Source organism: Pseudomonas sp. 9_2_1, from assembly GCF_059295275.1.
In genome coordinates, this window is sequence record NZ_CM181239.1 from 3,016,027 (window position 1) to 3,037,536 (window position 21,510).

Annotated in this window: 15 protein-coding genes and 1 pseudogene; 6 read left to right on the forward strand and 10 right to left on the reverse strand. The window is 57.0% G+C overall.

Annotated elements, in window-relative coordinates:
- Positions 1-104 precede the first annotated feature (104 nt).
- From AC5O5I_RS13610 to AC5O5I_RS13630, 5 genes and pseudogenes are all read right to left on the reverse strand, one after another.
- Positions 105-1,349 (reverse strand): aromatic ring-hydroxylating oxygenase subunit alpha, encoded by a 1,245-nt coding sequence (locus tag AC5O5I_RS13610; RefSeq protein ID WP_209966026.1) that lies wholly within the window; start codon positions 1,347-1,349, stop codon positions 105-107.
- Between the two features lie 54 nt (positions 1,350-1,403).
- Positions 1,404-1,757, reverse strand: a complete 354-nt coding sequence (locus AC5O5I_RS13615) for a hypothetical protein (RefSeq protein WP_209966028.1) — start codon at positions 1,755-1,757, stop codon at positions 1,404-1,406.
- A 125-nt stretch (positions 1,758-1,882) separates the two neighbouring features.
- On the reverse strand, positions 1,883-2,806 hold the full coding sequence (locus AC5O5I_RS13620) for a transporter (protein WP_209966030.1): 924 nt from the start codon (positions 2,804-2,806) through the stop codon (positions 1,883-1,885).
- A 202-nt stretch (positions 2,807-3,008) separates the two neighbouring features.
- Positions 3,009-3,455, reverse strand: coding sequence for an SDR family NAD(P)-dependent oxidoreductase (locus AC5O5I_RS13625; protein WP_494512705.1), 447 nt, complete (start codon positions 3,453-3,455; stop codon positions 3,009-3,011).
- Between the two features lie 95 nt (positions 3,456-3,550).
- Positions 3,551-4,480 (reverse strand): annotated as a pseudogene (locus AC5O5I_RS13630) (IS30 family transposase).
- Positions 4,481-5,232: 752 nt separating this feature from the next.
- Between AC5O5I_RS13630 and AC5O5I_RS13635 the strand changes: the two are divergent.
- Positions 5,233-6,657 carry an MmgE/PrpD family protein gene (locus AC5O5I_RS13635; protein ID WP_209966034.1) on the forward strand — a complete coding sequence of 475 codons (1,425 nt, stop codon included), beginning with the start codon at positions 5,233-5,235 and terminating at the stop codon, positions 6,655-6,657.
- A 625-nt stretch (positions 6,658-7,282) separates the two neighbouring features.
- On the opposite strand, the gene AC5O5I_RS13640 is transcribed toward AC5O5I_RS13635, so the two are convergent.
- From AC5O5I_RS13640 to AC5O5I_RS13655, 4 genes are all read right to left on the reverse strand, one after another.
- On the reverse strand, positions 7,283-7,543 hold the full coding sequence (locus AC5O5I_RS13640) for an integrase core domain-containing protein (protein ID WP_494512706.1): 261 nt from the start codon (positions 7,541-7,543) through the stop codon (positions 7,283-7,285).
- An 8-nt stretch (positions 7,544-7,551) separates the two neighbouring features.
- On the reverse strand, positions 7,552-7,905 hold the full coding sequence (locus AC5O5I_RS13645; protein ID WP_348635625.1) for a DDE-type integrase/transposase/recombinase: 354 nt from the start codon (positions 7,903-7,905) through the stop codon (positions 7,552-7,554).
- 293 nt (positions 7,906-8,198) lie between these two features.
- Positions 8,199-8,507 carry a transposase gene (locus AC5O5I_RS13650; protein ID WP_241792162.1) on the reverse strand — a complete coding sequence of 103 codons (309 nt, stop codon included), beginning with the start codon at positions 8,505-8,507 and terminating at the stop codon, positions 8,199-8,201.
- A 252-nt stretch (positions 8,508-8,759) separates the two neighbouring features.
- On the reverse strand, positions 8,760-9,701 hold the full coding sequence (locus AC5O5I_RS13655) for a tyrosine-type recombinase/integrase (RefSeq protein WP_209966036.1): 942 nt from the start codon (positions 9,699-9,701) through the stop codon (positions 8,760-8,762).
- Between the two features lie 204 nt (positions 9,702-9,905).
- Here AC5O5I_RS13655 and AC5O5I_RS13660 point away from each other — a divergent pair, with 204 nt between their 5' ends.
- The 5 genes from AC5O5I_RS13660 (at position 9,906) to AC5O5I_RS13680 (ending at position 20,895) form a co-directional block, all read left to right on the forward strand.
- Positions 9,906-10,904 (forward strand): DNA-binding protein, encoded by a 999-nt coding sequence (locus AC5O5I_RS13660; protein ID WP_210023743.1) that lies wholly within the window; start codon positions 9,906-9,908, stop codon positions 10,902-10,904.
- A 179-nt stretch (positions 10,905-11,083) separates the two neighbouring features.
- Positions 11,084-13,153, forward strand: coding sequence for a hybrid sensor histidine kinase/response regulator (locus AC5O5I_RS13665; protein WP_209966038.1), 2,070 nt, complete (start codon positions 11,084-11,086; stop codon positions 13,151-13,153).
- A 797-nt stretch (positions 13,154-13,950) separates the two neighbouring features.
- On the forward strand, positions 13,951-15,165 hold the full coding sequence (locus tag AC5O5I_RS13670) for a hypothetical protein (protein WP_209966041.1): 1,215 nt from the start codon (positions 13,951-13,953) through the stop codon (positions 15,163-15,165).
- A complete protein-coding gene (locus AC5O5I_RS13675; RefSeq protein WP_209966044.1) occupies positions 15,162-17,150 on the forward strand; it encodes a hypothetical protein in 1,989 nt (662 codons plus the stop codon). Before AC5O5I_RS13670 ends, AC5O5I_RS13675 begins: the two co-directional genes overlap by 4 nt.
- On the forward strand, positions 17,134-20,895 hold the full coding sequence (locus AC5O5I_RS13680) for a DEAD/DEAH box helicase (RefSeq protein WP_209966046.1): 3,762 nt from the start codon (positions 17,134-17,136) through the stop codon (positions 20,893-20,895). The genes AC5O5I_RS13675 and AC5O5I_RS13680 overlap by 17 nt, the downstream gene beginning before the upstream one ends.
- On the opposite strand, the gene AC5O5I_RS13685 is transcribed toward AC5O5I_RS13680, so the two are convergent.
- Entirely contained in the window at positions 20,896-21,087 is a 192-nt protein-coding gene (locus tag AC5O5I_RS13685; protein ID WP_348635636.1) for a WCX domain-containing protein, read from the reverse strand.
- Between the last annotated feature and the right edge of the window lie 423 nt (positions 21,088-21,510).

The following is a 21,510-nucleotide window of genomic DNA, read 5'->3' on the forward strand; positions in this document are numbered from 1 at the left end:
GCTCACGAATAAGCGCGCAGGTACTTGCGCATTTAATAACGCCTGAATATGAACACCACCGGCCGTCAGCCTTACAGGAGCTGCCGGTGGATGCCATCGCCTTGTTAAGATAGGGCGTCCGCAACCGTCTCTGCCGACGACCATTTGATGACCTGCTCAAGGCCATGACGGCAAAGGATTTCGCTCTCGTTGAAGTACACAAAAGGCTTGGCACCGGACTCCAGGCCTTTTTGCATGCTTTCAATGTTTGCCAAGTCTTCTAGCATCGTATCGGTGATGTGGGACGTGAAATGCTCCAATTGAAGGCGCTCGCGCACGGTCGTTGGCTTCTTGTTATAGAAGCGGGCTTCCCAGAGGGTGGTGGTAGCCGAGGTGGGCCAGAACTCATGCGTCCAGAACTGGTTGGCCGACAATTGCAAATGCCAGTTAGGAAAGAACCAGTTCACGTCGCTTGACCAATTCTCGTTCTTCGTCGGGTTTACGCTCTTGTGTTCAGTTACAGGGTTTCTTTGCCCATGTTGACGTGCACCGGTTACCGAGTGATCCGCCGGAAACAGCCATTGAGCGAACTTCGATTTAGCAAAAGGTTGTGCAAGAGGGTTCAGCCAGAGTGACAGCGAGCGATGAGAACCATAGATATTGGCGCTGATGGGGCGACTAAACGGGTTAGGCTTGCCCGTATAAAGCGGACCCAGCGTCTTAGGGTGGATCGAGGCAATATGGTAGGCCTCGCTGAAGTTCTCAGCCACGACTTTCCAATTTGCCTTGAACTCCCCACGTAAAACAACAGAGTGATTGGGATTCTGGTAAGTAATTCCTGCCATGGCATCCGCCATTGGCCCAAGAAACGCTTTCAGGCTGACCTCGGGCACCGGCGCCATATTGAGGAAGATCCAGCCTTCCCAGATATCCAGTGTGACGGGTGTTAGACCGCACTTTTTACGATCAAGGTTGAAGAACCCTGACTCATCCGGAACATTGGCCAGCTCACCAGAGTTGTTGTAACCCCAACTGTGGTAGCGACAGACGAAACGCTTAGCATTGCCACTAGGACGGTGCTCAACCAGATTTGCACGATGCGCGCAGACGTTATGGAATGCACGGATATTGCCGTCCTCGGCGCGCACCACAATGACGGAGGATTTGATCACCGCGAGGTCCTTCACGAAGAAGTCGCCGGTCTTGGGTATGCTTTCGACGCGCCCGACCATCAACCAGGCGCGCTTGAATATACGCTCACGCTCAACTTCATATTGAGCCAGATCGCTGTAAAGCGAGGATGACATTTCACCTGTATTTAGGCCAGCCAACTCGGTTAGACTCGTTTTTTTATCGATCGGTTGGTTCATGATGACTCCTGGTAATACATGAAATTTCAGATGAACAAAGGCCCAAGCGGACACTCAACCGTGAGGCTGAAAGCCAGTCACTATTTCAAGTGCATGCTGTGATCGTGCATGTCGAATAGAAGGGGCTTGGTGAATTTCCACCGCAACGGCGGCGTGAGTCATTGCCAGCAATAACCGGAACAGGCGTTCAGCGGGAGCGGGCATTTCATCCAGAGGAAATTGATCCAAATACTGAGTTGCAGCGTCCGCGCGCGGCAGCATGGCCTCGTAGAACTTCAAAATGTCCGGATAGGGCATCGCGGCACGTTTGATCCAGCGCTCATGGGATGTGGGCTTATCCCAATGATCCAGAAATGGTTCCAACTCTTCAAAACCGTCAGGCAAGCGAGTGGTGTCAGGCGTTAGCATCGGTACCTCCTTTTTTTTTATGGCAGTCTCAAAGCGGGTCAGAGCGAAGTCAATTTTCCTCGTAGAACATTTCCGTACACTGGGTTTGCGCATCGCATAAGGTGGCCAGTTGTGGTGTTATGGCATCAAAATACGTGAAGGATGCGAACACGAAGTTGCTGGTCCATCTTGAAGCCACTTTCAACGTCTAGGTCCCGGTAGTAACCGAACAGGATCTGATCTGATGCTGTTACAAAAGTACTGGTCTCAGAATAGAAGCCCGTGGTTTTCGTCCGGTCGCCTTGCCAGTTATTGTCCAGCTTTGTTTCTCCGCCTATGTCGTGGTACAGGCCTACCCCTACCAGTGTGTGACCCGGGTTATCAAACTGGTAGTTGAACGCGACTTTGGTTTCGTACCAGGGGCGCTGGCGAAGCGTCATCTTGGACGGGCCGTATTCATTGTTTTTACCGTAGACGGTAGCCTCGGCAGCAAGCTCCAAGCGCCAGTTCGGCCCCAGCCCACGCTGATAGAGTGCCTGTACGGTCGCTTTCCAGCGGTTTTCTCCAGGATTGAGTAGGTCGTTGTGGTCATACTCACCTATTGGCAAAAATACATACGGCCCAATGACAAAGTAATTGTTATTAGCTCTGTCGACATGCAACCATATCGGAAAACCAACTAATGGATCAGCGAGCCCGGAGGTGTGTCTCAACCCGACTACGTTGTCGGGCGAAAGATTTGAGTGAAAGAGAACAAACTGGGGATTCCCGACCATGGAATCCCCCAGTGCTATAGGGTGGGCGTACCGAATGATGCTGGTGGTGGCTTTGAGCTTTGCCTGACGACTTACTACGTCGCCGTTCTTGTACATGCTGGAGTTTCGATTGGCGAGGACATAACCGGCGAGAAGGTCATGCCCTGGAACCGGAGCAATCGTATCTCCGATATCGCTTCCCAAGGCGTTTGCGGGAAGCGGGTATAAACCAATAAGTGATAAAATCATTGCTGAAGTTAGCGCTTTTTTTACGGTGCAATAGAGGTGCAGCCAAAAACGATGTTTGACGAGCATGCAATTCTCCAATATTTATTTTTTTTGTTTTGAAGCTCTTTATTGCTCAGGGCGCGAGATTGCTTCCCGCTGGAGGTATCTCGCCACAATATGTCTGGGCTGTCTTTTTTTTTTGGTAGATGTTCCGTTCTTTGGAATAGATCGCAGAGCGATATCAATTAGAGCGTGAAAAATGGAAGGAAGAGGCTTGTATGGTACGAGTTCATCGTATGTTATAACAACGTGATTGCCGGCGACGTGGGCGCCGGCGGGGCGTCAGATCGAAGTGAACGTCCACGGCTAAGTTGGCTGTGGTGACGTAGGATGTCTGGTCACTCGTCAGAAACAATACAGCGCTGGCAACCTCTTCGGGAACGTGCAGCAATTCCCGGGTTTCACTTTCACTGTTCAGGCCGCCCGCACTCATTGTGGTGATGATCATCCCTGGGTTTACTGCATTCAGGCGGATGTTGTGGGATGCATATATGGGTGCCGCAGATTTTGTCAGCATCCTCGAGACACCTTTGGAGGCGGTAGAATCCGGATTGAGCCCGGGGAACGCACCCAGTGCTGCGATAAGGCGCAACGCTGACGATCGCGCCGCCTCCAGCCTCTTCAGGTGCGGAGCGGCAGCCTTAAGTTTGAACTCACTGGAATAAGATTTACGCATAGCCTAACACCTCAGATTTGGGCGCAATCATAGCGCCCGATTGAAGTGTCCAAAATCATTAGGCCAGGCGGTTGCAGGAGCTGAGTGCAACACGGTTATTGAATTGTCATGGGTGTATCGTTCCGCATCGCAATGGCCTTTTGCATCACCTCACTCATCACCTCGATCGGACATTGGAAATCGAAGCGTTTACGTGGAAGCATATTTAATTGCAAGGCAATGGCATCTACCTGTTTTTGGCTGTGTCCCGACAAGTCCGCCCCTTTGGGCAGGTACTGACGGATCAGCCCGTTGATATTTTCATTACTGCCGCGCTGCCGAGGGCTGTGCGGGTCGCAGAGGTAATCGCCACCTCTGTGCTCTGGGTAATCTCCCCGCGCCGCGCCGTCTCTCGGCCCTGGTCGAAGGTCATGCTCCTGCGCAATGTCAACGGCGTGCTATTGAACGCAGCGCTGAAGCCCTACATCGCCGAGGTTGCGGTCGCGTCATTCATTTTCACCAGCATCAAGTAGCCACTGGTGCGTTCCACCAACGTGACTACGGACGAGGCATTGGCCGCGCCGATCCACGCCGCCTGAGCGTGGCCGGCGGGCCGTTTTGCCTTGGCGCAGACAGATGATAAGTTCCTTGCGCAGTTCACCGACCGGCAGGGCATAGATCGCGTTATAGATCGTCTCGCGGCAGACGTAGGCATCTCTAGGGCTGGGAATGTTCATGCTGCGTAGCTTGCCGGCAATCTGCTCGGGAGACAAACGCTCGCGCAGCATATGGGCCACCAACTCGAAGCGTTCGCTACACGGCAACAGCTTTCGCATCGGCCGACAGGTTTGGCGGCGGGCTTGCGTTTGTTGCTGAGCCGCACGGGCCGAGTAACTACCACAGACCTCCCGATTGCGGCGTATCTCCCGGCTGATGGTCGAGGGAGATCGTCCGATCAGCCGAGCAATTCAACGCTGGCCGAGGACCTCTACATGACCGATTTGAATGGCGGCGCGTTCTTCGACGCTGAGTTCGTGATAAGAGATGGGGCAGCACCGTACCGGAAAGGTCAGGTGTGCACTCAGTTTTTGCCGCCGCCCCAGTTGAGTACAGTGACGGCACGGATAACTTCAGATGTGCGCAAGGCGGTCATGCCCCCAAACTCTCGAGTTATTCTGATGTACGGAATATAAGCGTCGTGCTCTTTGTGCACCGAAATGTTTGCTCCTTATGATGGACTCGTCGGTTCAACTGAAGGTAGCTCGTCAGTTGAATGGCGCACGCACGACAGGAAATAAGAAAGGGAATGTGTGCAAGCTCCTAAATCGGTTTCGCCGTTTGCTATCGCAGTTGCGGGTAGGACGAGTCCAATGACGTTGGCGATCTTCTCCGTCGCCTCTCCACTACAGGCAGTCGCACAGGCGCGCTCAACCCAAGTACGGGCTGGTCAAAAAAAATCAGCACCAACGTAACTGGAATGAGGTCGAGACCGGTTTGATCTGCACGTTCGGTATCCAGGCTCATCCTCATTTGGATGCCGGCATATATACCGACTGGGAGGGGAAACCGTCTAGGTTATGAGCTGTAAGACGATCAGGGACGTACACGGGATTTATATGGCTAACGCAGTCCGTTTCTTGTAGCTCTGATCAGATGATGTTCGGTATGTACAAGGATCTGGATGTTGAAAGCGGCTACAAAATGGTCCACCGCTGGTTCATCTGGTGAGCGCTCTATAAGCGTGACAGTACACGAACACCCGAACCACAAATAGAGCTTAAATCTAGAGGACACCATCATGTCGGACACCATCGTACAAAAACTGGCGCAATTTTCGAGTCAAACGACCCTCGCTTCCTTGCCGGGCGAGGTTATCGAGGAGTGCAAGCGCGTCCTGCTCGATTCCTTTGGTTGCGCGCTTGCCGCGATCCATGAACCCAAGGGGCGCATCGGTATCGACTACGCCCGCGTGCTCGGCGCCGGCGATCCGGCAGCCACCATCATCGGTGAGAAGCAAAAGGTCTCGGTGTTTGCCGCAGCGTTCGCCAATGGTGAGTTGATCAACACCCTGGACATGGACGCAGTGCTACCGCCGGGTCATGTCACGCCTTATGTACTGCCGGGGGCGCTGGCGGTGGCCGAGGCACGTCGCTCCTCGGGTGCCGAGTTGATCGCAGCCATGGCGTTGTCGCACGAGATGTCCTATCGCCTAGGCAAGGCGATGGATTATCTGCGTGATACCAAAGACGGCAAGGTTTCGCCGCCGCCGGTGTATGGCTACAGCAGCACTGTCTTCGGTGCCACCGCGGCCGTCGGCAAGCTCATGGGGTTTACCACGCAACAGCTGGCTGACGCTCTTGGTATCGCCGGCAGTACCGCCCCAGTGAACTCCCAAGTCGCCTGGTTCCAGCATGCGCCAAGCTCGACCATCAAGTATCTGCTGGCCGGCGCGTTGACCCAGGTCGCCATGACCGCAGCATATATGGCTGAGCTGGGGCATCGTGGCGATATTCAGACCCTCGACGACCGCGAATACGGTTTCCCAAGGTTCATCGGCACCCGCCGCTGGGAGCCGGCGCCTATTACCCAGGGCCTGGGTGAAGAGTGGCGGTTCACCACCGAGCAGGCTTACAAGCCTTATCCTCATTGTCGCATCCTCCATGCGCTGCTTGATTCGATGGACGAAATCTTATCTGACAATAATATCCGCCCGAACGAGATCGATGGCATCAAGGCTTGGGTAGAAGGGTTCGTGGAACAGCCTGTATGGCTCAATCGCAGTATCGAACATGTGCATGACGCCCAGTTCAGTATCGCCCACGGCTTGGCATTGGGAGCCCATCGCATTAAGCCCGGCAAAGCATGGCAGGACCCGCAACGGGTGTTCGACCCATCGGTGATGCAACTGATGGACAAGGTTACCCACGAAGTTCACCCCAATTACGTCGAGCTACTCACAACCAACGGTGCCAGTCGGCCTGCGAAGATCGAAATCACCGCCCGTGGCCAAACATTCACCGGTGAGCGTCGCTACCCCAAAGGCAGCCCATCCCCGGACCCGCAAAGCCGCATGACCAATGAAGAGCTGATTGCCAAATTCCTACACAACGCCGATGGGGTGATCCCAGCAGATGTGGCCACGCAGATCGTCGATAACGTGCTCTCCCTTGAACAGCTCAGCGATGTTTCACAGTTGATGCGGAAGGTCGCCGCCGCGGGCTGAGCCCGTGTTCGTCTGCCCTTAGTAGCCCGAGAAAATCACAATGACAATAAAGTACCTCAAGAAAATCTTCAGAATAAATGTTGCCTTAAAGGCAAAGCACAGATGACGCACGCTCGGTCCAGAGCTCGGCCGTCTGGGAGAGTCTGGGAGAGGTAGCTGTTAGTCGATTAGGGATCCGTAGGGGCCTTAGAAATGCCATCAAAAACCAAATCAGGTCGGCTCGCACGGGTGAGGAGTGGATCGCGCGTGACGGTGATCTGGGGGTGAAATCAACCAGGGTGTGTACGACTGGGCGAAAGGCTAGGAGAGGCGATTTGAGTGACGCCGTTTATGTTCAATAGGCCCCACATTTTGACACAGTGGGGGGCTGCTTGATTGGCTCTGTTTCCCACTATCCTAGACTGGATGGCCAGGCCCCCTGGCCCTGATTACGCAGTAAACGCTCTCACTCAAAAGGTTAATTCGGCTAGCCGTTGCTGGAGGACATCTGCCTCGAAGTCGGAATCAACTGTGCCGACAGTCACGGCGCACTCGGAGTAAGCGCGTGGATGCGCCAGTTAGTTAAAGACGCGATGAGCGAGTGCTGGTGGCCAAAGTGGCTGCTGCTGAAGATCTACATCTATGGCTACCTGAACTGGTCAAGTAATTTTGGACACCGGTTAAGGTTCATGCCGCTATCCTGAGCTTTTCCTCCATGGCTACTGGTGTTTTCATAGCCGTTGTAGCTGTGGAGGCGTTTGAGCTTGTAGCGCAATAGATAAGCCTGGATATCCCCTCGTGCCTGCGCTTCGGTCTCATAGCCCTCCGCTGGCATCCATTCTGATTTCAACGTGCTGAAGAATCGCTCCATGGCGGCAATATCCCAGCATTGGCCCCGATGGCTCATGCTCTGGCTCAATTTGTACTCATCGAGTGCTGCCCTGAATTATGGCTGGTGTACTGACAGCCCTGGTCCGAATGAAACATTACACCCGCCGGCCTGCCTCGTGATTCGGCAGCCATGCGCAGGGCGTTACAAGCCAGATTAGCGTCTGCAATCATTGAGAACGCCCAACCCACTACTCGACGGGCATAGAGATCAATCACAGCGGCTAGGTACAACCAGCGCTTGCCAACCTGGATGTAGGTCACATCTCCACACCAAACCTCATTGATCGTTGAAAGCTTGAAATTGAGCTTCAGTGATTCTGCGCCCGATGACCGATATCGGTGCGGCCTGCGCTGCTTGCACTTCAGTGCCAGCTTCACGCATTAACGCGCGCACCTTGTATCGTCCGACTTCATGACCTTATCGCCGCAATTCCTGCACCAGCGTTCGCAAGTCAGACGCACTTCGTGAGGCGTTGAAGTGCTTGATGACCAATAGGCGCAGAGCATCTCTGGCCGGGTCTTCACACCCTTGCCGTTTGCGCCATGCATAGAAACTGCTGCGTTTGACTCCAAGCACGCGGCAGCAGTCGATAACAGGATATTGCTCACTCAGCTCGTTGATCAGCGAGGACGATCTTTGGAGTCCCGAAGCAGAAGAGCACTGGCCTTTTTTAGGATTTCGATGTCCCGATCTTTTGCCGAACCAGCGCTTCGAGTTCTTCAATTCGTTGCTGCTCCGGCATGATCGCCTTGGCTCCGGCCGGAAACTTGCCAGCCCTCTCTTCGCGCACCTGCTCAACCCAACGACTGCGGGCCGTAGGCCCCAGCCCAAGGGCTGCGCAGACTTCAGGAACTGACTGGCCGCCGTCCAGCACCATTTCGGCAGCTTGGACTTTGTATTCTCTTGAGTAAGATTTACGCACTGATTTTGCCTCCAATTGGGCGTCATCATAGCGCCCGATGAAGGTGTCCAAAATCATTAGGCCAGTTCACTTAGTCCTAACAGATCTTTCTGGATAATGGCATGCATGGCGTGGGTACGAGTAGGTTTGCAAGGGTATGGCAGATCCCGCAACACGCCAGCACGCCGACGGTGGCTGACGAAATATGGAATTGTCATCTCCGCTGAATCGCTTGCGGGTTAGTTCAGGTTGTATAGCTCAGCTAGGCATCGACCAAGGATTGTTTCGAGTGTTCCAGATCAGGGGAACTCGGGCGTTTCGTAAGCGCGATCATCCTTCGAGCTTTCTAAAAAGGCCCCCAAATTGTTGTGCAGGCTCAACATAGCGTAGTGCGGACTTCAAATCGCTCCAGCCGACGTAGTCCATCAACGTCTTGATGTCCCAGCCTGAACTCGCTGCCCAGGTGGCAAAGCCTCGCCGTATCGAGTGCGCACTATAGATCTCGGACGGCAAGCCACACCTATCCAGAGTGCCGCGAAGCAGGGGAATTAAGCTATGGGCGGCAAGCGGGCGATCGCTTATGTTGCCCCAGCGATCGATGCTTCTAAACACACCTCCGCGGGTAAGGCCAGCAATCTCGATCCAGTTCAGGTAAGCCTCGACAGGGCAAAGCTTGCTTAGCGATGGGGTTTTGTACTCGCGCCCGATGTTCTGCCGATCTCCTTTGCTAGACCCGAGGTAAAACTTAATCCCGACGTAGCGCTCGGCATGCGTGTTCTCGATCGTGAGCCTGGCAAGTTCGTCCCCGCGGAAGCCCCTCCAGAACCCGATCGTGAGCAGAGCGATGTCGCGACTCGCCTTGAGAAGGACGGCCATATTGCCGGCGGATCTTGCCTGGGCAGCCTCATCCTCTAGGTGAGCGACTGCCTTCTCAAGATGCAGCAACGCTAGCGGGGCAGCTTGCTTTTGCTGGACGGGATGAAGTGCCCTGATGCCTTTTAGCAACTGCCTGACCTTCGGTGCCTTGGTGGGATCTGGGAAGCCGTTGCTCTGATGCCAGTTGGCGAGCGCAGCCAGGCGCTGCTTAAGGGTGCTGAGCGCCAGCTGGTCAGCGTACTCAGCGATGTACCGCACGACTGACTCGGTGGTGGTGGGCAGAAAGCCGCCCCACGTCACCTCGAAGTGGTTGAGGGCAGCCGCATAGCTCTTCGAGGTGTTCTCTCGAACGCTCGCATCCAAGTACCTATCAGCCTTACTGGGCACATCAACCACGCTAATCCTCCGTTTCGAGCCCTACGTGGCTCTCCTTTGCCATTTGTACCGCTTTTTGGGTCATTTTACCCCAAACTTGGCCCTGGCAAGCTATAAACCTCGATTATGTCTTGCCACAAATGAAGGAATATTTGGTATCTCAAAGTGTTAAAGTGGCACGTAATTACATGAAACGTAAAACAGTACGTAATCGTAGGGGCAGACATGGCTAGAGGCGGCATTAACCTGGTACTGGTGCGCAAGGCTCGCGAGGCGCTGCTGTTGAGAGGGCAGAACCCTAGCATCGACGCGATACGCATAGAACTTGGGAATACTGGCTCAAAGACAACAATTCAGCGCTTTTTGAAGGAGATTGAAACGCATGACCCCCGACCATCAGCTTCGCCATCGCGCTTAAGTGATGAGCTCACGGAGCTGGTGGGCAAGATGCTCGAGCGCTTGCTAGCGGAGGGGAACGAAGCCTTGGCGCATGAGCGAGCCGCATTTGAGCTTGAACGCAAAGCGATGAAGGCTGAGAGCAGTACACTTCAAAGTGATCTTGAGCAATTGCAGTTGGAGATCGCCAAGCTGCAGTCAGCCCTGCAGGCTCAGGACGAAGAACTCAAGATCGTTCAATCCAGCCTTCAAACAGAGATCACTCGAAACGCCCGGATCAGCCAGAGCTGCAGCGACCTTGAGATACGCGTGCAAGAGAAGGACGCCCAGATCGAATCTCTGGAGCAGAAGCACACGCATGCCAGAGAAGCACTCGAGCACTACCGAGTAGCGGTAAAGGAACAGCGCGACCAGGATCTAAACCGTCACGAAACTCAGATCTACCAGATGCAGCAAGAGGTGACAGTCCTCCAACAGACGCTCATGGTTAAGCAGGAGGAGGCCACTCGATTGATTCGCGACAACGAGCGATTGATCGCCGAAAACCGCCAGCACGCCAAGGAGGCCAGCCAGCATCGTGACGCTATCGAGCATCTGAGAGGCGACCTGGGCATCGCCAATGCTGCAACTGCTCGCGCGGAAGGGGCCAAAGAGCTGCTGGCTCACCAGCTCGAAACCAAGAGTAAAGAGGCTACCGATGCCCATCTAACTGGAACAGCAGCACAGCAAAAGGCAGAAGAGTTGAAGGCACTGCTCGAGCAGTCTGAAACCGAGCTAGAAGCACTTCGCGCTTCGATTGAAACCAAACAAGGGTCAGAAAGTCAGTAAGCCTCGAGCCGAGACGTATTGGTGGAGTACAAATGTACTCTATCCGTATTTCAGGCATACGCGCTTCTCTACACGTTCACCTAAGAGGGGCTCAGTTGCGATTACCTCAGGCGGCGCATCACGCTCTACAATGATTTCCATCGGCTAATCGATCATGGATGTAAGTGAAGAGGCAATTTATGGATCGCGAAGGCCCTGGCACTCCAGGCACCTTTGATGCTCCGGCATCACCGCATCAGGATCACGCATTTCCGACAACCGCCTCGGAGCGCCTACAGCTGGCGCTCGACGCTGGCGCCATCATCGGCACATGGGTATGGGATATTCCGGATAATCGGGTTACCGCTGATGAGCGGTTCTCCCGCTCCTTCGGGCTGGCTGCGGACAGGTGTCTGGCCGGCATCCCGATCGAGGAAGCGTTTTCGTCCATACACCCTGATGATCGTGATCGAGTCTTGGCTGACATCCATGACGCCATGCGCCGCGGTGGGGCTTATCGGTGTGAATACCGGGTGAAGCAACACGAGGGCGGCTACCGCTGGGTCGAGGCTAACGGCCGTGCCGAGCTCAATTCGGACGGCCTAGCTGTGCGCTTTCCGGGGGTGCTCATGGACATTGAGTCACGCCGCTCTGCCGAGGCCGAGCGCGACAGAATGTCAGCCTTACTCCGCACCTTTGCCGCAGCAGTACCTGGTGTTGTCTACGCCAAAAACCTAGAAGGCAGACTGCTGGTCGCGAACCATGGAGCCACGCAGCTGATCGGTAAACCCCCTGAATTTTACCTTGGCAAAACCGACCTAGAGGTTCTGGAAGACAAGGCGCAGGCCCGCCAGATCATGGAAACCGATCAGCGCATCATGCAAAGCGGGAAGGCCATTCAGATTGAAGAGCGCGTCGACATGCCGGATGGCTCGGCTACCTACTGGCTTTCGATGAAATCTCCTCTTCGCAATGAATCAGGTGAAATCATCGGCCTGATTGGTTCATCCATTGATGTAACGGCAAGGAAGAAAGCGGAATCGGAGCTGCTGCAGCTCAATCACACGCTGGAAGCACGCATAGAACAAGCCATTGCCGAGCGTGAAGCAGCTCAAGCGGCGCTTCGCCAGTCACAGAAAATGGAGGCGGTAGGACAACTGACCGGAGGTATCGCTCATGACTTCAATAATTTGCTGGCTGGCATTACAGGCAGCCTGGATTTGATCAGACTTCGCTTGAAGCAGGGGCGCATTTCGGACGTCGAACGTTACGTGACAGTCGCTCACGGCGCGGCTCATAGGGCTGCCGCTTTGACCCATCGACTTCTAGCGTTCTCCCGTCGCCAGACGTTGATGCCTGTCCACACCGATGTGAATACCCTGATCAGTGACATGGAAGAGCTGATTAGCCGCACAGTGGGGCCAGGGATTGAACTGAAGGTAGAACTGAATGCAGCATCAAGCATCTGTCTGGTCGACCCCGCACAAGTAGAGAACTCGCTCCTGAACCTGTGCATCAATGCCCGTGATGCCTTGGAGGGTGGCGGGTATATTTTCATCAGAACGTTCAACCAGGAGCTGGCGCAAGGGGCAGAGCTGGATCCTGAGCTGGCGCCAGGCAGCTATTTCACGGTTTGTGTCGCTGATAATGGAACCGGCATGAGCGCTGAAACACTGACCCGGGCATTTGAACCATTCTTTACCACCAAGCCCGTGGGCGCCGGCACTGGCCTCGGCCTGTCCATGACCTATGGATTCGCCAAGCAATCCGGAGGACAGGTCAGGATTGAGTCTGAGGAGGGAGCTGGAACGCGGGTCTTCCTTCAGCTACCAAGCCATACGGCTCAAATCCCTGCGCCAAAGCCTGTTGAGCAGCAGCCCGAGTCAAAGATCTCCTCATCCGGGGAGACGGTGCTGGTCGTCGACGACGAGCCTTCCGTTCGCCTATTCGTGAGTGAGTTGCTGGGCAGCAATGGCTACATTGTCATAGAGGCTGCCGACAGCCTGGCGGGACTTCAGCTGCTTGGATCGGACACCCGCATTGACCTGCTTGTAACAGACATCGGCCTACCTGGTGGCATCGACGGTAAACAGATGGTCGATACAGGACGCAGTACTAGGCCTGATCTTCCCGTGCTGTTCATGACCGGCTATGCGCAGCCGCATGTCCTGGAAAACGCCAAATTAGGGCCGTGTACGGCAATACTGACCAAACCCTTCTCACTCGAAGCCATGATGCAGAGCGTTAACACCCTGCTCAGGAGAACTTGACTGCCAGAGGAGGTAGCAAGCTCCGCCCATCTTCAACTGCGGCGATGCCCCAATGATGGAATGGAGTCCATGCTTCCCATGTAGGATTTAAGTACCTCAGGAATACGAACTGAGCCATCTGCCTGCCGGTGATTCTAAAATATGGCAAACATACTGCGTGCCACGCCAGACCTGCGGCTACCAAGGCAGACTGTCTACCAGTGACTGACAGAACACTGACCTGAGTGCGCTCTGAAGCGGGTAAGGGTTACCGATCGGGTAGGTGTAGAGATTACTGGCGAACCCCCAGCAGGAGTACGAATGTACTCCTTGCCGATGCTCCAACAAAACCCTCCGAGCGTGAGCCACGTACTTAAAGCTGGCAGGCTGGGCTTGAGAGGTGGTCAGCAAAGAAACGGACAGGGCTTGAGCTTTTCTAGTCCGTGCTCGCGCTGAGGGCTCATGAGATATAAACCGTCATGCGTCACTCGAGCGAGATGACTTTTTACGGTCGGCGGCCTCGCCTGCCCGCCCAGCTTCAGCAACCACTGGAAACTCCACTTCAGCGACAGCGTGCAGTTGTCTACGGCGCGGCGGCTGCCGCCAAATAGCCATACGGATCTCCTGGCGCTAGGGAGCCGTCAGCATGGGGTGGGCGATGGTCAGGATGTGTCGTCTCTGCCGCAAACAGAGGAAAAGATGGCATATTGCCTTCCCTTTTGATCTGGCCGAGCCGATTACTGCCGGGACTGAGACACAAGCTGTCGGTGTCAGCGGTGATGTTGGCCATGCATTAGTTTTCTCAAGGATGTGTGTTGATGATTACCGTTCTCTCCCTGCTGGACGACAGGCTGCGACCTAAGGGGTCCAGGGATCCCTTGGCCATCGAGTCGATCTGGAGCGCCGTGGGGCGCAAGCTGGTCGGCAACCTGACCACGGTCACCAGCCGCGCCGAGCACTTCATGGTGGCGCTGCTGGCCTGCCGTCATGCCCATGAAGGCAAATCCCGCTCGCTGGACGAGGTACAGGCCCGCTATGTCACGGCCGAGCAACTGGCCGCGTACTTGCGTCTGGAAGCCTCTGCCGAAGCCAGCTTGCTGGGGCGTCAGCTGGCCGTTGCCAATTTCAGGCGCGACGCGATGGCGCTGGGAATGCACAAGAAAGCCCAGATTCTGAGCAATCAGCTGAGCTACGGGTTGTGGGGGCTGTATTCCTCGGCCCTGCATGAGGCTGGCCTGATCAAGGGCAACGATAGGCGCCTGACCGACGCAGGGCGCGCCCTGACAGATGCGTTGCTGGAGGTGTTCGGCAAGTCGCAATGGCAGCGCTTCGGCGAGTTGGCAAACCAGGACGCGGTGAGCAGGCAGCAGCTGTCGACACTGGCTGGGCCATTTTCGGCCCTGCTAAAAGACCAGGGCGTGCGCAAACAACTGGTCTCGGCGCTGCTGCGGTACGCCAAGGCTTGCCCATTGCAACTGGCGTTGCATGATGCGGCCCAGCAGTGGCTGGCATTGCCGGGTGAGCACGATGTATCTGCTCGCGCCTTCGCCAGCTGGGCGGTGGGCGCTGATGAAGTCGATGCGCAGGTACAGCAGGTCCTGAAGCAGATCCTGCTGTTGCAACCGCTACTGGTATTCGCCAACACCGTGGTCGTCTGGCTGCAGCGGCAGGGCGGGCGAACCCGCGTAGCTTTGGTCGAAGACTTGCGCTCGCGGCTTACCGAGCCTTTCCTCCAGTCGGGTTGGGATCGACCTGGGTTGCCCCATGCGACCTTCCTGCAGGGCTTGAGCGATGCTGTCAATGACGGGGATGCGGGGGCGGTGATCGACCAGCTCATCCGCCAGAATTCGGCGGTCATGGGCGCGCGCGGCGGTGCGGCCTGGCTGGATTGGGAGGGGGACAGGCTCAAGGTCAGGGTGCCGGTCGACCGCGCCAGCCTCCCTGCCGAACTGGTCGCGCACTGCCATCGAACCTGGGACTACAGCTTTTTCCTCCATGCCTTCCTCGCCATTGCCAAGGCCGGTCACGTATGAAAGCACATACCATCAGCGACGCGTTTCGCCGCTGCATCGGCGAGCGTGAAGTGAGCTTTGCCTTCTTCAGCACCTACAGTTTCGAGCCTGACTTCTTCGAACTCGAAGTCATTCCCTTGCTCTTGGGCGATCAGGCGCTCTCCAGTCAGGATGACATTCGCTATGTCCAACTACAGGTTTTGATGCAGGACAAGGCCCGGCGATTCGCCGTGGCCCACGACATGGATGTCTTCAACCCTGCCGCCGGCAGCCGTCTGGAAGTCGACTACCTGCCGGTAAGAATCGGCGGGGCCTGCCAGCATTCCAAATTGGCGATCCTGGTGGTCAAGGGCGATCAGGGGGATGCGGCCATCCTGTTGGCAGCAGGGTCGTTCAACCTGACCAAGGCCGGCTGGTGGGACAACATCGAGGTTGGCCACTTCGTCGAGCTCAGCGCCAACCATGCACCGGGCAATATCCTTGGGCCGCTGCGCCGGGCCTTGCAGTTTTTCCAGGCCAGCACACCGGCACCTGCGCTCGATGGGATCGTCGCGGTGCAGGAAGGCTGGTCGCCGGGTGAACATGATCCCGACTGCAGCTTCTATTTTTCCGGCGCTGCATCTGGGCGTGTGGCCTTTCTCGACTTCCTGCACCAGCACCTGCAAAGGCCAGCGACTGCAAATGGCACAGGCACGTTGGAAATCATCAGCCCGTTTTTTGCCGAGAAGCCCACCCGTGGCAGTACCCAGGAGCTGATGAGCGAGTTCGGCACTGTGCGCCTGTTGCTGCCGAAGGATGAAGATGGACGCGCATTGGTCGACCGTGCGGTGTACAGCGCCTTCGAGGTGCAGCAGTGGTGTGACTGGGCCGAGCAGTGGCAAGGCAGTCACAAGGTGCACGACAAGCCGTTACGCCGCCTTCACGCAAAGGTTTTTCAGGGGCTGGGCAAGCAGCCATGGCAATTCGTCGGTTCGGTGAATTTCAGTCACAAGGCCTTCAAGGAAAACGTCGAGGCAGGGTTCCTGCTGCAGGGGCGGGCGCTGGCGCCGTTGCTGGCGACTTCGACGACCAGCTTCACGGAATTCGCTGAGGTACCTGGTACGCAATCTGCCCAGACGCAGGACGGCTTGGTAATGCCCGTTCTATGCCTGGCATACGACTGGGACAGTGGGGTGCTGGAGGTGACGGCGCAGGCGCCGATCAGCGGTGAGCTGACACTACTGGACAGCTCCAGTGGCAATCTCGCCACGCTGCATTTCGAACGGGCCGCGCAGCTTGTGCAGCCGTTGCCCGCGCTGCATGAGCACCTGCAGCGTTCTTCATTGCTCAATGTGTGCTGGCAGGCCGGCGGCGAATGCGTGACACGTTGGCTGATGGTCTCGCAGCACAACATCTACTGCCGCCCCAGCCATTTGCCGGCCATGGACCTGCAAAGCCTGCTGCGCCTGTTCATCGAGATGCGCTTGAGCAGGAAAATCAGCCAGTTTGGCGAGCTGGCCCAGCGGTTGCTGAGCCGGCGTCACGCCGACGAGGCGGACGAACATCTGCCGCAGCTGCCGGATGAAGGCGAAGACCGCAGCTTTTTCTCAGAGTTTTCACAGGTCAACGGGGCGTTCTGGCAACTGGAACGCACACTGGAACGGGCCGAGGCCGAGGGGAATCACGCCAAACTGGCGTACTACCTCGCGGGCTGCCAGCCCGACTCCTTGCGGGCCATGCTCGACAGCGTGCAGGCCGCAGCAGGCGATGAAGAAACGCTGGTAGTGCGCTATTTGACCCTGGTCAGCATGCAAGGCGTGTTGAACCGCTATCCGCAGCACCGTTGTGCAGACCTGGAATCAGGTGTGGCGGCCGCCATCAGCGGGCTGGAACGCCAGGAATTGCTTGGCCAACTCGGCGAAGGCGAGGGCAAGCGGTTTCTGCAGTGGTTCAGGGCGCAGTTTCAGCGTCGCCTGAGCACTTCGAAGTCACCCAACAAAGAGGTTGCCCATGCAGCGGATCAATAAGGCCACGGCCCAGGCTGTGATCGATTTTTCGGGCAATAACCCCGAACTCGCGGGGCTGGCCGAACAGCAGCTGGAGGGCACCGTCGCGCTGTACAACAAGCTCGCGGACCAGCGGGTAGCCTACCTTGCCGATGAAGTCGGGATGGGCAAGACCTACATAGGCCTGGGTGTGGCTGCCTTGATGCGGCATTTCAACCCGGGGCTGCGCGTGCTGTACCTGTTACCGAAAAACAACGTTCGCGACAAATGGATCAAGGACTATCGGGCCTTCGTGCGCAGCAACTATCGGCTCCAGGACATGGCGGTCAAAGGCCTGGGCAGCGACCCCGTCACGCCCTACGCCGACTGTCGAAAACTATCCGAGCTGGTTCAAACCGTCGCCAGTGGCAATGAGCGGGACCTGTTCCTGTGCACGTCGATCTTCAGCTACGCGCTGGGCAATACGGCGGCCCAGCTGCTGGACAGTACCCGGCAGTTCGAAGAATCGATGCCCCAGTATCGGCTTCTGATGGCCCCATTGGCCCTGCAACTCCGGGCCATGAACGGCAACTGCAAACCGGCAGACCTCAAGCGCAAGGTCAAGCACGTGTGGATGCAGGCCCTGGGCAAAATGTTGCCGCGCTTCGACCTGGTGATTGTGGACGAAGCGCACAACTTGCGGGCTGGCCGTGAAAGCAGTGACCGTAACCGTTTGCTGGCGACCTTGCTGGGGGACAACCAACGCATCAAGCGCCTGTTGCTGCTGTCGGCGACACCCTTCGACCGCGACCTGGGCCAATTGCGCAACCAGCTTGCCCTGTTTGGCTTCAAAGCGCAGGCCGACCTGCCAGCGGGTAACGATCCGGCCGCCCCCGACATGCACGCAGCGCTCGCTCGCCTGCTGGTTCGGCGGCTGAATACGCTCACCCTTGGCCAGAAAGCGCACACCCGCAACATGTATCGGCGTGAGCAGCGCGGCAGCGAGGCACACGTGACATTGACGGTCGCGCAGAAGCTGTTCGCCGCACTGCTGCAGAAGAAGGTCAGCGAGCATTTGCAGGAAAACTGCTCGAACCGTTTCGAACTGGGAATGTTGGCCTCGTTCGAGAGCTACTTGCCTGGCGAAAAGAACCAGCCGGTGACTTTCGACGGTGATGAGGTCGCGAGCGACAGTGAATCGTCGCACGATGCGGCAGACCGCAGCGTCGTCGAGTATCTGGTGGAAGATTTCGAGAAGACCTTCAAGCGCAGGCCTCCGCACCCGAAAATGGACAGTGTGTGCCGGCAGACACACCGGCTGGCGTTTGTCGAAGGCAAGAAACAGTTGGTCTTCGTGCGCCGGATACGCAGCGTCACCGAGTTGAAGTTCAAGCTCGAAGAGGCCTACAACGAATGGATCGGCGATTACATCGACAGCGATGTTGCCGTTGCCGACGTTTTCAAGCGCTATCGGAAGCGCGCAGCCCAACGCAGCCACTCACTCATCGAGCCCGAGGCCGTCGATGACTTCGAAGCAGCGGCCAGCGGCGACAATTTCTTCACCTGGTTCTACCGAGGACGGAATCCGGAACTGGACCGCGAGAAAAAGTTGGGGCAGTTGCCACACAACTTGCGCAGCAAACTGCTGCAGAGCCGATGGTTCGAGACCAACTGGGCATCCTTGCCAGGCATGCCGGCCGCGAAGTCGCTGGTCCTCGATTGGGGCGTGATCGGCAAGAACGAATCTACTGCCAACCCCGGCCAGCGTTATCGACTGGCTCAATATGCTTATCTGCGTGCTGTCGCGGCACGCAAAGACAAGGCGGCGATTGTCGCCAACCACGTGCTGACTGTGTTGTTTGACAAGTTCGAGGCCAGGTGCGACCTGGCCGACCCTTCTGTGCTGATCAGCGAACTGCAACGTTCGACGCTGTGGGACATTCTGCGACGCCAGGCTGAGCTGTCGGAACTGGCGCCGCTATGGACCGCCGATACATTCATTGAGCTGACCAAGGCAAACCACGCTGGGGCCGATCGGCTACTGCGCAGGCTCAGTACCCACCAGGAGCTTTTCGGTGTGCTTTGCCGTGTGGATCATCCTTTCATTGACCTGTATGCGCTCAGGCACACAGGCAAGGAAGGGGAGGCCGATGCCGAAGAGGCATTCATGGCGGCGTTGGCCGAACGGTTGCGCGTACAACACGCGCAGCGCATCCCGTTCTGCAGCTACCAGATACTGCGCGACACTGCCCAGAACCTGGACTTGTTGATCAAGCTCAATTTCCCGGATGTGTACACCAAGCCAGTGAGCAGCCTGACACAGTACCTGTCCAGCCAGGTCCGCTCCACATCGCCCGTTCGCGGCGCTACGGGCGAGAACAGCGGCAGCCGTACGGCGATCGCCACGTTGTTCCGCATGCCCGGTTATCCCAGGGTGCTGGTGTCCACCGATGTGTTCCAGGAAGGTGAAGACCTGCACACCTTCTGCGACAGCGTGGTCCATTACGGTATTTCCTCCAGCCCTATCGCGCTGGAGCAGAAGGTCGGTCGTGTCGACCGGGTCGGTTCGCTGGCGCATCGACGCATGCAGTCGGCCGGTGATGGTTATGCCGAGCACTTCATTCAGGTTGGCTTTCCGCACATCCGGCAAAGCATGGAGTTCTACCAGGTGCGCACGGCCGCAGCCAATATGAATGCCTTCATTCAAACGCTGCATGCCGTGGGAAGACAAGGCCCGCGCTTCAAGCACGAGGTGCAATTGCAGGACGAGGTTCTGGACCCCTCACCGGTGCAGCCGCAGATCCTCGATTTTTTGACCAGCCACTACGCCATCACTGATGGCGACCTCCAGGGCGATGACTGCAGCCAGTTCATCAGCGACCGGGCCAAGGCCATGCAGCAGCGTCTGGAGCATGTCAAGACCCAGTTGGGCACCTCGCTCAGGGACCTGACAGGTGATCCGCAGGTGTTGGTCAAGGAGGATGGCAAAGGCTGGCACTTGTCCAGCACAGACCTCGACAGCCCCGTGGCTGCCGGGCCGGCAGTTTCCGTCCGTAGCGCGGTTGGCATGGCCGAATTGGTGATCGCAGCGACGTTGCCCAGCGGGATCGAAGACCCCGGTGACATCGACAGCCCGATCGGGCGTGTGCGTGTGCTCAAGGCCCTGCAAGCCGACCCGTTCAGGCGCCTGGCGCGGGTGCCGGGCACTGACAAGTCCAGGCAAATGGCGTTGCAGTATCAGGTTGAAGGTTATGCGGGCAGTGACGGTGTGCTGATCGGCGACGAAATTCTCGACGTCTATCAGCGTGCCTCAGGTTCGCAAGCGGCCGGCAAGTGCACAGAGCAAACGCGGTCGTGCGTTCACGCGATGGTGGACGGGCTGGCCTGCGACACGCCGCGGATGAGTGTGCGGCGCTTGTCGACCTGGAGGCTGGCGTTCCTGTTCAAGCTGGAGGGGCGAATGCAAGTGGTTCGGTGGGCGTTCAAGGGCCCGTACGTGATGTTCAGCGCCAATGTGGTCAACCCCAAGCACACCCGAAGACTGGCCATGTTCAACCGGTTCAGCCAATCACCGCTGGTAGAGCACACGCTCGGGCGTAACGCCCGATTCGAACTGGTGGACTTCCATGTCGACCAGAATGAGGCACTGAGCGTGCGAGCCTGCCACCCGGTGCAGCACCTCAATGAGGAAGAACTGATGTACATCGCCCATCAAGTCGCGTCCCAGGCAGACCGGCTGGAGCACGTACTGATGGGGCGGGAAGAGGAGATCGGCGGCGACGACTGATCAGTCTGCCGGGCGTTTGTAGCGTTCGAGTGCCTCGTGCAGCTTCTCGCATACATACTCCCGCAGTTCAGAGGGGGCCAGCACTTCGATGCCTGCCGCGTTGCTGAGCAGAAACAGGCGTAGCCCCAGGCTGTCTTTCAACTGGCAGGTCAATACCCAACCATGCCGGTCCTGCGTGAGCTGCGGGCACAGCGATTTTGGCCACTGTGGTGCAGACGCTGACTACGCTTTGCAGCATCCGTGCAAAGGTGGTGTCAGGCCCACTGTTGCTGTACTTGCCACGCGCGGCGTCGTATGGGTAGTTCCGCAACGCGGCCAGTTCACCTGTCGCTGCAAGGAACTCGAAGCATTATGTACGCTGGAACATTGCGGTGAGGGTCATCGATTCAGCCGGAGAAAGCACTAGATCGAGGTGTGCACGGCGGAGTATCCCATAGTGGGCCCTGCCGCCTTCGTTCCGGTCACCACCTCGTTGATCACCTAAAGCGATGACCTGCAGCAGAAAAGGCCTAAGCGTTCATGACCGACGCCACCCGCAGGAGCGGCTTACCATTCAGAACTATCGCCAGTAACTCCTGAGCGACCTTACCCATGGCGGCGGTGAATGCCGCTTAA